The organism is Oscillospiraceae bacterium (assembly GCA_015068525.1).
In the GTDB taxonomy this organism is placed as follows: Bacteria; Bacillota; Clostridia; order UMGS1840; family HGM11507; genus SIG450.
The window spans coordinates 20263-33370 of the sequence record SVKJ01000004.1 but is presented as its reverse complement, the minus strand read 5'-3'; the positions used below and the strand labels follow the sequence as shown (position 1 = coordinate 33370).

The 13108-nt window shown below is 33.2% G+C and carries 15 protein-coding genes; 11 read left to right on the top strand and 4 right to left on the bottom strand.

Features of this window, described 5'->3' with window-relative positions:
- Positions 1 to 7 precede the first annotated feature (7 nt).
- The 11 genes from spoIIIAC (at position 8) to E7419_02110 (ending at position 8853) form a co-directional block, all read left to right on the top strand.
- Positions 8 to 202 (top strand): stage III sporulation protein AC, encoded by a 195-nt coding sequence (spoIIIAC, locus tag E7419_02160; protein ID MBE7013993.1) that lies wholly within the window; start codon positions 8 to 10, stop codon positions 200 to 202.
- The gene (locus E7419_02155; protein ID MBE7013992.1) at positions 199 to 585 is read left to right on the top strand and encodes a hypothetical protein; all 387 of its coding nucleotides are present in this window, start codon (positions 199 to 201) and stop codon (positions 583 to 585) included. The genes spoIIIAC and E7419_02155 overlap by 4 nt, the downstream gene beginning before the upstream one ends.
- A 14-nt stretch (positions 586 to 599) precedes the next feature.
- Positions 600 to 1679, top strand: a complete 1080-nt coding sequence (locus tag E7419_02150; GenBank protein MBE7013991.1) for a hypothetical protein — start codon at positions 600 to 602, stop codon at positions 1677 to 1679.
- A gap of 35 nt (positions 1680 to 1714) precedes the next feature.
- Positions 1715 to 2137 carry a hypothetical protein gene (locus E7419_02145; protein MBE7013990.1) on the top strand — a complete coding sequence of 141 codons (423 nt, stop codon included), beginning with the start codon at positions 1715 to 1717 and terminating at the stop codon, positions 2135 to 2137.
- 25 nt (positions 2138 to 2162) lie between these two features.
- Complete coding sequence (locus tag E7419_02140; protein ID MBE7013989.1) at positions 2163 to 2675, top strand: hypothetical protein; 513 nt, start codon at positions 2163 to 2165, stop codon at positions 2673 to 2675.
- Positions 2676 to 2680: 5 nt separating this feature from the next.
- Positions 2681 to 3214, top strand: a complete 534-nt coding sequence (locus E7419_02135) for a SpoIIIAH-like family protein (GenBank protein MBE7013988.1) — start codon at positions 2681 to 2683, stop codon at positions 3212 to 3214.
- A gap of 287 nt (positions 3215 to 3501) precedes the next feature.
- Positions 3502 to 4293 (top strand): nicotinamide mononucleotide transporter, encoded by a 792-nt coding sequence (locus E7419_02130; GenBank protein MBE7013987.1) that lies wholly within the window; start codon positions 3502 to 3504, stop codon positions 4291 to 4293.
- A gap of 11 nt (positions 4294 to 4304) precedes the next feature.
- Positions 4305 to 5150: a PrsW family intramembrane metalloprotease gene (locus tag E7419_02125; GenBank protein MBE7013986.1), complete on the top strand. Its 846-nt coding sequence runs from the start codon at positions 4305 to 4307 to the stop codon at positions 5148 to 5150.
- Positions 5151 to 5444: 294 nt separating this feature from the next.
- A complete protein-coding gene (gene thrS, locus E7419_02120; GenBank protein MBE7013985.1) occupies positions 5445 to 7208 on the top strand; it encodes a threonine--tRNA ligase in 1764 nt (587 codons plus the stop codon).
- A gap of 73 nt (positions 7209 to 7281) precedes the next feature.
- Complete coding sequence (locus E7419_02115; GenBank protein MBE7013984.1) at positions 7282 to 8184, top strand: CocE/NonD family hydrolase; 903 nt, start codon at positions 7282 to 7284, stop codon at positions 8182 to 8184.
- A 6-nt stretch (positions 8185 to 8190) separates the two neighbouring features.
- Positions 8191 to 8853, top strand: coding sequence for a hypothetical protein (locus E7419_02110; protein MBE7013983.1), 663 nt, complete (start codon positions 8191 to 8193; stop codon positions 8851 to 8853).
- A gap of 97 nt (positions 8854 to 8950) precedes the next feature.
- Here E7419_02110 and E7419_02105 read toward each other — a convergent pair whose 3' ends face one another.
- The 4 genes from E7419_02105 to tsaD all read right to left on the bottom strand — a co-directional run bounded on the left by E7419_02105 (position 8951) and on the right by tsaD (position 13105).
- On the bottom strand, positions 8951 to 9823 hold the full coding sequence (locus tag E7419_02105; GenBank protein ID MBE7013982.1) for a YitT family protein: 873 nt from the start codon (positions 9821 to 9823) through the stop codon (positions 8951 to 8953).
- A 47-nt stretch (positions 9824 to 9870) separates the two neighbouring features.
- Positions 9871 to 10509: a redox-sensing transcriptional repressor Rex gene (locus E7419_02100; GenBank protein ID MBE7013981.1), complete on the bottom strand. Its 639-nt coding sequence runs from the start codon at positions 10507 to 10509 to the stop codon at positions 9871 to 9873.
- 291 nt (positions 10510 to 10800) lie between these two features.
- Positions 10801 to 11961 (bottom strand): isocitrate/isopropylmalate dehydrogenase family protein, encoded by a 1161-nt coding sequence (locus tag E7419_02095; GenBank protein ID MBE7013980.1) that lies wholly within the window; start codon positions 11959 to 11961, stop codon positions 10801 to 10803.
- 52 nt (positions 11962 to 12013) lie between these two features.
- Positions 12014 to 13105, bottom strand: coding sequence for a tRNA (adenosine(37)-N6)-threonylcarbamoyltransferase complex transferase subunit TsaD (tsaD, locus tag E7419_02090; protein MBE7013979.1), 1092 nt, complete (start codon positions 13103 to 13105; stop codon positions 12014 to 12016).
- Positions 13106 to 13108 lie beyond the last annotated feature (3 nt).

Here is a 13108-nt window from a genome sequence, read left to right as displayed (position 1 = left end):
GTAAAGAATGGATATAGATTTAATTTTTAAAATTGCCGCAATAGGAATAATCGTTGCTGTACTTAATCAACTTCTTGTAAGGTCGGGAAGAGAAGATCAGGCAATGATGACAACACTTGCAGGACTTGTTGTGGTTTTATATATGATGGTAGATGTTATAGCAAATCTTTTTGATACAATTAAAACAGTTTTTTCACTATGAGCATACTTATTAAGATAATTATTATCGGGATAATAACAGTTCTTCTTAGTGCCCTTTTAAAGAAATATCATCCCGAATATTCGATTATTCTTATTATCGTTTCATCAGTAATAATTTTGGCATTATTGGCTGATTCATTTACCACAGTATTTGATAATATTAATGCCATTTTAGTTGATGCAAAAATTAATCCCGACTACATAGAAGCGATAGTAAAAATAATAGGAATAGCATATTTAAGTGAATATATGGCGGCGCTTTTTTACGATGCTAATGAAAGTGCAATGGCAAAAAAAGTTGAACTTGCAGGAAAAATAATAATTTTTATAATAACACTTCCTGTTATAACTTCACTTTCCGAAATGATAATTTCTATACTTTAAGGGGCTTAAGACAAATGCTAAAAAAGATTATTTTTACGATATCCGTTATTTTAATTTTTTTAAATATATCGGTTTACGCTTCCGATTCTCTTAGCAAAATAATAGATAATGAACTGGAACTTGTAAACATAGAAAATTTTGATATAAAGGAATTTAAAAACGATATAATAGAGAAAGGTGAACTTCCTGGTCTAAAGGGGATTTTTAAAAAAATCATAGAACTTTTATTAAAAGAAACAGGGGAGCATATAAAAATTCTTTTAGTTCTTATTGTGCCGATTTTACTTATGGGGGTAGTATCTAATCTTTCTTTGTCATCTTCAGGCGTAATAAATATGGCAGAAATAATGTGTTATTTTTTAGTGTCGGGGATAATTATATATGTGTTTTCGGATATTACAACTCTTTTTTGCGAAACTGTTTTAAATATTGATGTTATGTCCAACAGTATGATACCTGTTTTGTATTCGCTTATGCTTACAATGGGAAAAGTAACCTCTTATACGGTAATGCATCCTACTATACTGTTTTTAACCCGTATACTTATTATTATAATAAACAAAGGAATTTTTCCTCTTATAATGCTGTCCTTTGCACTTAATATAACTGACAATATAACTGAAAGAGAGAAGTTTAAAAGTATTTCAAATCTCATTTTAAAATTTACAAAATGGACTCTTATTTTTTTAATAACGCTTTTTACAGCAGTTTTGTCCGCGCAGAATATACTTACTCATTCTTTTGATACGGTTGCCTTAAAAGGAACAAAATTTGTTGTTGCAAATTTTATTCCAGTTGTCGGTGGAGCCATATCAGAGGGTGCTGAAACTATAGGAAGTTCGCTTATTTTAATAAAAAATGCAACAGGAATAGCAGGGATTGCAGGGGTTATAGTTACTGCGTTTGTACCGGTTTTAAGGATATATATTGTTAGTTTTATATTTAATATACTATCGGTTGTAAGCCGTATAGTATCTAATGAAAAAATAGCAAAAGTTCTTGACAGTACGGCAGGCACGATAAGCATGCTCGGAGCATCGGTAATAAGCGTTGCATTTTTGTTTGTCGTTTCCTGTGCCATAATGCTTGGATAAAATGGTTTTTTAAAAAACTTAAACGGGTGGATAAAATGTTTAAAATGATTGTGGCAATAAGTCTTATATCAGTTATTTGCGAAATGTTTCTTTCAGGGAGCAGTTTTAAAAAATATATAAGCGTAGTTTTTGGAATATTTGTTCTTCTTATAATAATAGAAAATATATTTTTGTTAGACCCTGTAAATATTGATACTTCAATTCTTGATAAGGCTGAAATGATAACTGATTTAACTGTAACAGAGGCAGAAAAAGAACTTATAGATATTTATGAAAAAAATATTAAAGAAGAACTTTTAAAAAATAATATCAGCGTTTTAGATGTTTATGTAAGATGCGACAACAACCTTACAATAACTAAAATAAAAATAGACCTTAAAGATAAGAAAGAAAAAGACAAAGTATTAAGAATACTTACTGAAAGTTTCGGACTTGATACAAATATTATCAGTGTTTAGATAAATTGACTAAGAGGAGAAAATAATGGACTTTTCTAACATAAAAGAAAATATATTAAAATATACTAAAAGTAAAAAGAATTTACTTGTTTTGGGGTTGCTTATAGCAGGAATTATTCTTATTGTACTTCCTTCGGGAACTTCAAATAAAAATAGGGTTAACGATGAGAATGCAAAAAAAGATTTAGGTATATATGAAGAGGAAAGGCTTGAAAATATTCTTACATCAGTTGAGGGAATAAAGAATGTAAATGTAATGATATGCTATTCTGACAGTGGTGTTAAAGAATATTATAAAAACAAAAGCGAAGATATAGATGAGAGCAATGTAAGAAGTGATACAAAAATTGTTACAACGCGCCTTGATGGAAATGAAATTCCTGTTTTAAGAAGGGAAATAAGTCCTGAAATTAAGGGGGTGTCAATTGTTGCCGACTGTAGCAAAAAAGGAATGAAAGAAACGATATATTCTTTAACATCAAAGGCTTTGGGCGTTGAAATACATAAAATTGAAGTAGTAATAAATGATAGGAGATAACAAAAATGATGGTAGTAAAAAAGAAACAAATAGTAACAGTTGCTATGGCACTTATTCTTGTTGTGGCAGGGTACATAAATTATGTGTATATAGATAAGGAAAGTGAAAATCAGCCGGTTGCAAAGAATATTGAAGATAGTGTTGAAAATTATGGGGAAGCGCAGTTTGTGAGTGCTCCTGATAATGCAAAAGAGGATTACTTTAACTTATCAAAAACCAATAAGGATAAAGCACGAAGTGAAGCAATAGCACTTATAAAAGAAGTTTCAGAAAATGAAAATGCAGATTATGAGGCTAAAAAAACTGCCCAGACCGAGATGTTAAAAATTGCAAAGAATATTGAAAAAGAGGGCAATATTGAAAATATTCTTATGAATAAAGGTTTTAAAAACGTAAGTGCATTTATTAATGATGAAAGAGTAACTATATCAGTGCTTACAGACGGACTTGAACCGTCAGATGTTGCAAAAATAAGAGATGTTGTAATTAACGAAACGGGAATAGGTGCAGATAAAATAAGTATCAATGAAATAAAATAAAATGTCAGCTTAAAAAACAGTCAGTGTAATCTGGCTGTTTTTTAAAATTAAAATTTGCTAAAGATTGACAAATTTTTTTAAATATTTTATAATTAATCTATTAAAAAACAGGAGGTGGAGAGTAAGTGAAACTAAAAAAACTTAATTACAAAACAGTGCCGTGGTTTGGCGGACTTAAAAGGTGTAAAAAAAGAGCACACGGTCAGGGAACAAATTCTCCACCCCAAATTTCTCTTTTTTAAATTTTATAACTAATAAACAATTGATAAAAAAAGGAGAAAATTTTTATGAAAAAAACTTTACAAAAATTAAAAGATATATGGAACTTTTTTACACTTTATGAAAAGATATGGTTCTTTTCAATTTTAATATTATCGGTAGTATTTGCATTTGTATTTCCTGAAGAAGATATGAACGGTATTAACGGTAAAATCTTTATGGCATTGTATCTTGCTGATATCTTCTTAAACATACTTTGCGAACTTCTTATTTCAAAACAAAGTAAGTGGAATTTTATAGTATCGGTATTTGTTGAAATTACCGAAATTGTTACTTTAATACTTCTTGCAAGCAGATTTGCTACAATGGCAGTAACATTATTCTTCTGGCTTCCAATTGATATTATAAGTTTTATCAACTGGCACAGACATCCTGACAAACAGCAGGAAGAACTTACTAAAGTCAGAAAACTAAGCGGTACTATGGCAGCAATCGTAATATCAGGAATAGTTTTATGGACTGTAGTTGTAGGTTATTTCCTTTCAGGTCTTAATATTTTAACTGATCTATTCGGCGGAAACGAACTTTTAGAAAATATCGTATGTTATCTTGATGCTTGTGCATCTGCAGTCGGAATTGCAAACGGAGTATTTATTTTCTTAAGATACAGAGAACAGTGGATTGCCTGGTATATCTGCACATTTTTAGAAACTGCAATCAATATTCTTTCGGGACAATGGGTACTTTTAGTTCTTAAATTCGGTTATTTAACAAACACAACTTATGGTTATATTAAATGGACTAATTACATAAAAAATCATAAAGAATCAGAACTTGATGGTAAGAAACTTAGTTTCTAAAGGGGAGTTAAATGGATTTAAACAGTAAACTTCTTATCATAGCAGCACTTCTTCCGGCTATAGTGCTTTGCGTATATGTATATAAGAAAGACAGGGTTGAAAAAGAGCCATTAATATTTTTAATACAGTTATTTTTACTTGGCGTTTTATGTTGCGGACCTGCAGTTATTTTAGAACGTGCTATTACAGGTGCAATTGATAATTTGTTCAGTTTAATACATCTTAAAACAAACGCGTATTTTTGTAATAGTGTAGATTTTTACTATTTCTACAATCTTTTATATTATTTTGTAGGTGTTGCGTTAGTTGAGGAAGGTTTAAAATGGATTGTATTAAGATTTTTTGCACTAAGGAAAGGTAATCTTAACTGCGTTTTTGACGGACTTATTTATGCAGTATTTATTTCTTTGGGATTTGCTGCTCTTGAGAACGTTTTATACGTAACAAACCACGGATGGGTAAATGCGCTTACCCGTGCAGTTTTATCAGTACCCGGGCATATGTTCTTTTCGGTTATGATGGGATATTATTTTTCCCGTTTTGTTATACTAAAAGAAGCAAACAATGTTATGAATAACTTAAAAAATGAGGGATTAGTACCTGAAAACGCAAAAAAATTTCCTGACAAAAATTGTGAAATTTTAAGTCTTGTTATTCCTGTTTTAATTCATGGGACATATAATTTCTCTTTAAGCATAGGCTCAACTGTTGTTACAGTATTGTTTCTTTTGTTTATTGTGTTCTTATATGTGATTTCTTTTAAAACAATAAGCAAAATGTCAAAAGGCGACGGATATAATGAAACTTATGTTTCAAAACTAATTTATAAGAAATTCCCTGATTTAAAAAATACTTGACGAATGTAAATTAAAGTGCTAAAATAGTTTTAATGGCAATGATAAAGACAGTAGCATTCCAAAGATTTTTACAGAGAGAAAAACCATGGCTGGAAGTTTTTTAAAATCCGGATTTGCGAACACCCCTTTGGAGCCGCAAATGTGAACGAAATTTTTTAGTAATGTTTGCCGTAACCTTATCGTTAAAGGAAAGAAGTGGCAGTAACTCTGCAATCAGGGTGGAACCGTGCTTAATTTGCACCCCTGAAAAGTCTTATATGGCTTTTCAGGGGTTTTTTTAATACAACTTATTAAATGAGAGGATGTTATAAAATGAGTGAAATGAATGAACTTCAGATTTTAAGGCACAGTGCGTCTCACGTACTTGCACAAGCAGTTAAAAGACTCTTTCCTGATGTTAAACTTGCAATAGGTCCTGCAGTTGATAACGGATTTTATTACGATTTTGACAGTGAAATACCTTTTACACAAGATGTGCTTTCTCAAATTGAAGCGGAAATGAAAAAAATAGTTAAAGAAAATTTAAAGATTGAAAGATTTGAACTTCCAAGAGAAGAAGCATTAGAGCTTATGAAGGATGAGCCTTATAAAATTGAACTTATAAACGACCTACCTTCTGATGCTGTTATTTCTTTTTATAAGCAAGGCGAGTTTACCGACCTTTGTGCAGGCCCTCACGTTGCTTACACAAGTAAAGTAAAAGCATACAAACTTTTAAGTTCAACAGGTGCGTACTGGAGAGGCAGTGAAAAAAATAAAATGCTTCAAAGAATTTACGGTACAGCATTTGCTACAAAAGATGAACTTAATGCTCATCTGACTCAGCTTGAAGAAGCAAAGAAAAGAGATCATAATAAATTGGGAAGAGAATTAGAACTCTTTACAACGTCTGATTTAATCGGTCAGGGACTTCCTATACTTCTTCCAAAAGGTGCCAAGATAATTCAGACTCTTCAAAGATTTGTGGAAGATACTGAAGCCGAAAAAGGTTGGTTGCTTACCAAAACACCTTATATGGCAAAAAGTGATTTATATAAACTTTCAGGTCACTGGGATCACTATCAGGACGGAATGTTTATTATGGGCGATCCTGAGGATAAGGAAGTTTTTGCTCTTCGTCCTATGACTTGTCCGTTCCAGTATCAGGCATATCTTAACAAGCAACGTTCTTACAGGGATTTACCTTTAAGATATAACGAAACTTCAACTCTTTTTAGAAATGAAGCGTCAGGCGAAATGCACGGTCTTATAAGAGTTCGTCAGTTTACCATATCCGAAGGTCATTTAATGTGTACTCCTGAACAGTTGGAAGATGAATTTAAAGGTTGCCTTGAACTTGCAATATATATGCTTAAAACACTTGGACTTTATGAAGATGTTTCTTACAGATTTTCTAAGTGGGACCCTGAAGACAGAGAAAAATATATAGGAACCGAAGAACAATGGGATGAAGCGCAGGGTATAATGGAAAAAATCTTAAATCACCTTGAAATTCCATATAAAGAAGGAATTGGCGAAGCGGCATTTTACGGTCCTAAACTTGATATTCAGATTAAGAATGTTCATGGTAAAGAAGATACATTAATTACAATTCAGATTGACCAGATGTTAGCAGAAAAATTTGGTATGGAATATGTTGATTCTGACGGCACAAAGAAAAACCCTTATATTATTCATAGAACATCAATCGGATGTTATGAAAGAACGTTAGCACTTCTTATTGAAAAATATGCAGGGGCATTTCCAACATGGCTTGCACCGACACAGGTTAAAATTCTTCCTATTGCAGATGCTCATCACGAGTATGCGAAAAAAATCGGGCAGATGTTTAAAAATGCCGGTATAAGAGTTGAGGTTGATACCCGTAACGAAAAAATCGGCTATAAGATAAGAGAAGCACAACTTGAAAAAGTTCCTTATATGTTAGTTATAGGGGATAAAGAAGCAGCAGAAGAAAAAGTTGCCGTTCGTTCAAGAAAAGAAGGGGACAAAGGTGCTTTACCTGCAACTGATTTCTTAAAGGATATCTTAGTTGAAATAGCAAATAAAACAATATAAAATGTAACTTTCCGACGGCTAAATTCACAAATAAAACATGAGATTTTCATACTTAATATAACTGGAGTAACTTATGGAACTTAAATATTATGGCTACAATGAATATATTAAAAGCGGTGGGTGTATGTTATACACTGCGGTTATGCTTCCGTCAAGGGAGGGTAAATTTCCTACAGTTATAAAGCGTAGCCCTTATGTGAATTCTACGGTATCTATGTCTGATGATAAACTTCTTCTTAGCTATATGGCAGAAAATGAAAAGTGGCTCAAAAGAGGATATGCTGTTGTATTACAACATTGTCGAGGACGGGGAAAAAGCAGCGGAGAATGCATTCCTTTTATTAACGAAAGGGAAGATGGCCTTAGTCTTCATAACTATGTAAGAAATCAGGATTTCTATAATGGTGAACTTTACCTTTGGGGCGGAAGTTATTGTTGCGAGGTGCACTATGCCACAGCACCATTTGCCGATGATATAAAGGGTGCAGTGCTCCGAGTTCGCGATACTGAAAGGTATAACTTCTGTTATAGAAACGGGTTTTTCAAAATCGGGCTTTTTGGTGACTGGTTTGTTACTGAAATGTATAAGGTGCGTAATGGAGTAACTAAAAACTATACTCCGAAAACTTTTGACACTCTTCCTTTAAAAGATTTTTCTAAAACGGTTTATAGAGAAAGTGTGCCAGAATTTGATGAAATGCTAAAGCATCCTGATAAAAATGATCCTTTCTGGAATACACATCTTGGCGGTTGCGTAGAACGCGATGCACTTAAAAATGTAAAATTTCCTGTTCTTATTGAAACCGCATTCTATGATATTTTTGAGGGTGGAGTTTTCGATATGTGGAATTCAATGTCCGAAGAAGCAAAAAGTATATGTGCATTTGTGGTATCAGCATATGACCATCCGGATAATTCGTATTCCAGTCCTATACCTTTTCCAAAGGCAAGCAGGGCAGAGAAATTCGGTGCGTAATACGATGTGGATTGGTTTGACTATGTTCGCGGTAAGCGTGATGCCCCCATTGCACCCGGTAAGGTTACATACTATAACTTATTTCTTAATGAGTGGGCAACAGATGACTTTGAATTATCGGGAAAAAGTATGAATTTTCCTTTGGGCGATAAAGAAATTACATATACTTATAATCCATACGATGCTCCCGCATTCCCGGGCGGACTTTCCAGCAATTTCGGCGGTGTAGCTTTTGAAAATCCTGTGGGGCAAAGGTACGATGTTATAAGTATATACACTGATGTGTTTAAGGAGAATGTCCTTGTAAAAGGGAATATGACAGCTTCTCTTACAGTGTCATCAGATTGCGAAGATACAGCGTTCTATATACGAACCAGTATTACTAAAGATGGGGGAGATTATGGACTCAGGGAAGATATACACTCTTTAAGTGAGTTCTGCCCTGACTATAAAATAGGAGACAAAGTTAAGATGGACTTTACCTTTGACGAGCATGCCTTTATGATAAAAGCAGGCGAAAGGCTCAGAGTTGATATAGCCTCTGCAGATATAAGTAACTATGTTCGTCACACCAACACCAAAGGCCTTTTTAGTGAGCAAACAACAGCCAAAATTGCTCATAATACTGTTTATCTTGATAAGTCATATCTTAAAATACCTATAGAATAGATAAAAACATTACTATGTAAACCTATAATAAAAAAAGGGGATGTTTAAAAGTGAATTTTAAACGTCCCCTTTTTCAAGGGATATACATCCCTCCTTTTTAAATTTTTTTATCCAAATCTTCAAAATTATAAAAACCTTCACCCAAAGCTCGTCTTACATCGAATATAACCATAAACGCTTTTTTATCAATATCTTTTACTATATTTTGAAGAATAACACTTTCTTTAGGTTCGACAACAACAAAAATCATTTTTTTATCTTCTTTTGTGTACATTCCCTTAACATTAATTCCTGTGTTTCCACGACCTAGTTTGGCTATGATTTCTTTGGAAATTTGCTCGTATTTTTCCGAGAGTATAAAAGCAGCACGGTTAAAATGTGCTCCGTCTAAAAATATATTTATAATTTTTGTTGAGATATATACTGCTAAAACAGCATAAATTCCGTGTATAACTCCGAATACCGACATTCCAAGTATTATGATTAAAGCATCAATTATTAAAAGGAGTTTTGATATATCAAGATGCGGTTTTACATATTTAACTATTGATGCTAACATATCGGTTCCGCCGGATGTGGCAGTAGCACGGAGAACAAGACCTAATCCTACACCTGAAAATACACCTGCCATAAGTGAGGTTAAAAAAAGATCATTTGATACATCTAAAGGATTTTTAAAAAAAGTTGCTCCTTCCAGTACTAAACTCATCCAGAGTACTGAAATTAAGGATTTATATATAAATTTAAAGCCTCTTTGTTTAATTGATATTATAAACAGGGGAATATTAAGAACTAAATTTGTAATAAAAATGGGTATCAGTCCGTCTGATAATGATTTTATTATAATGCCAATTCCTGATACACCGCCTATAACAAGTCCTGCAGGGTCAGCAAACCAGGTGACTGACAGGGAAAAAAGGGTGCTTCCAAATATAATATCAAGGTATTCCTTATATTTTTCTTTTTTCATATCACACATTCCTTTTGCAAAATAAAAAAGAGGTTTATACCTCTTTTTTATTTTGTGTGATTTTCTTTTATTTTATACGACAGTGTCATCAAACTGTCAGATAAATGAACATTTACCATAGAAATGTGTTTTGGAACTTTTACATCAAGGTATGAAAAATTCCAGATGCCTTTAATATTTGATTTAACAATGATATCAAGCACATTCTTAATTCCAACAGCGGGAAGAGCGAATACAACAATATCAATTTCATTGTTCTTTAAAAATTCTTCCAATGTGTCAATATCAACGACATCAATGGAATTAATTTTTGTACCGATAATTTCTTTATTATTATCAAATATTGCTTTTATAGAAAATCCTCGCCTTTTAAAATTTGTATAATTGGCGATTGCTTTTCCCAAATTGCCTGCTCCTAAAATTATAACCGAATTTTCTCTGTCAGTACCTAAAATATCGCCTATTTCCTCATAAAGATAAGGAACGTTATAACCGTATCCCTGCTGACCGAAACCACCGAAACAGTTAAGGTCCTGCCTTATTTGCGACGCTGTAATGCCCATCAGTTCGCTTAAATCTTTGGAAGAAATTCTTGATACTCCGTCATTTAAAAGGTCCCCTAAATATCTGTAATATCTCGGAAGCCTTTTTATAACTGCCTCAGAAACCTTCTTTTTCTTATTCATAAACTTATCCCCTTTAGACACTCGGGAGTTGAATCCCATATGCCTTTAATTTGTTAGATTTTAATTTTTTCAACTTGGCGTCCTCGTAAGGCGACAGCCTGACTTCGTCCTTCGCATTGAAAACCTTAGAAATTTCCCTGCATTTAAGGTCGAAGAGTTTAAAATTAAGAAATTTTGTTTTAGACAAAGAAATTTCAAGGATAATACTTTCGTATATTCGCAGGAATTTCTGCAGTATTAAGCGAAATTTCTAATTTTAAACCATATGGGGTTCGACTCCCGAGTGCCTATTTATATATTTGAAATTGTTTCCATAACATAGTCTGCAAATTCTTTGCAGGTAGCGCCATTATCTCTTCCTGTGATTGATATTTTCTTTTCTTCGAACATACATTTATTAAGTGCATCTTCAAGTTTTTTTGCTTTATCTATAAATCCTATATGTTCTAAAAGCATAACAGTTGCTCTTAGCATACTGCAAGGATCTGCATAAATATCTCTGCCTTCTTTAACCATTCTTGGTGCAGAACCATGTATTGCTTCAAACATAGAATATTTTTTACCTAAATTAGCACTTCCTGCAGTACCAACACCACCTTGAAATTCGGCTGCTTCGTCGGTAATAATATCCCCGTAAAGATTAGGAAGAATAACAACTTCAAACTGATTTCTTCTCTTTTCGTCAACAAGTTTGGCAGTCATTATATCAATGTACCAGTCATCAACGGTAATGCCGGGATATTCTTTTGCCATTTCGTAGCAAAGTTTTAAGAATTTACCGTCTGTAGTTTTGATAACATTTGCTTTTGTAACAATGGTAACTCTTTTTTTGTTATTTTTCTTAGCATACTCAAAAGCCGCTCTCGCAAGTCTTTCGGTACCTTCAGTTGTTGTAACACAAAAGTCGATTGCAAGGTCATCGTTAACATGAATACCTTTTGAGCCAACAGCATAAGAGCCTTCAGTGTTTTCTCTGAAAAATGTCCAGTCAATGCCTTGTTCTTTAACTTTAACAGGTCTGACATTGGCAAATAAGTCCAGTTCTTTTCTCATTGCAACATTGGCACTTTCAACGTTAGGCCATGGGTCGCCTGCACGAGGTGTGGTTGTTGGACCTTTTAAAATAACATGGCATTTTTTAAGTTCCGAAAGTGCTGATGGTGGTATTGCAACATTAAGTTCAGCTCTTTTTTCTATTGTTAAATCGTCAATAACATTAAATTTAACTTTTCCGCTCTTCACTTCATCTTTTAATAAGAATTCCAAAACTCTTTGTGCTTCGCCTGTGATTCTCGGACCGATACCGTCACCTCCGCATATACCGATAACGATAGTGTCAAGTTTTTCAAAATCAACAAAATCTTTATCCTGATTCATTCTTTCCACTCTTGCAAGTTGTTCTTCTAAAACTTTTGCAAAATGGTCTGTTGCATTCTTTATTATTTCCTGCATTTTTTTCTTCCTTTCTTTTATTCGTTTACTAAATGTATATTAAAATAATTTTTTAACTGTTTTCAATGTCAATATAAGGTACAGCGTTTAAATTTATGTCAGCCACCTGACCGTCTTTATATAAATAATACCCCATTGAAGCAATCATTGCCGCGTTGTCAGTACATAAAACAGGCAACGGGTAAAGAACGTCTATATTATTTTTTTTCCCTTCCTTAAGGAATTTGTTTCTTAAATGAGTGTTACAGGCAACTCCGCCTGCAAGTACAATTTTGTCGTATCCATACTTAGTTGCAAGTTTAAGAGTGTTTTCACAAAGTATAGACGTTATCGCATTTGTAAAAGACGCCAAAATATCTGCTTTTGTAATTTCTTCTTTTAATTGCTTAACACCATTTCCATTAAGTTTTTCTTTTAATATAACTTTGGTAAAATCTTCTTTTTGAAAATCGGGATTTATTTGTGATATTCTGTGAATGTAATTTATAACTGCTGTTTTAACACCACTAAAAGAAAAATCAAAAGAATTATCAAAAGTAACTTTTGGAAAAGAGATAGCGTCTTTATCGCCCTCATAACTTAGTTTATCTATCTTCGAGCCTGCAGGATAGGGGAGATTAAGAACTCTTCCTATCTTGTCAAACGCTTCGCCTGCTGCATCATCTCTTGTTTTTGCTAAGATGTTATAACTGTTATAATCCTTTACCTCGATAATATGGCTGTGCCCACCTGATACAACAAGGCATAAAAACGGAGGCTCTAAATCTTTGTGGGTAAGATAATTGCCTGCAATATGCCCCTTTATATGATGCACTTTTATAAGAGGTTTTTTAAGTGCATAAGATAAAGATTTTGCATAAGATACTCCGCAAAGAAGTGCTCCCACAAGTCCGGGACCGTAAGTAACGCTTATACCATCTATCTGAGAAAGCGAAACATCAGCTTCTTTTAGTGCCATATCCACAACCTGAGAAATTTTTTCAATATGCATACGTGAAGCCAGTTCAGGAACAACTCCGCCGTATTCTTTATGTAAATCAATCTGGGAATATATAGTGTTGGATAAAATTTCTCTTCCGTCTTTAACAATAGCGCACGAAGTTTCATCGCAGGAAGACTCAATTCCCATAATAATTGTACTCATAAC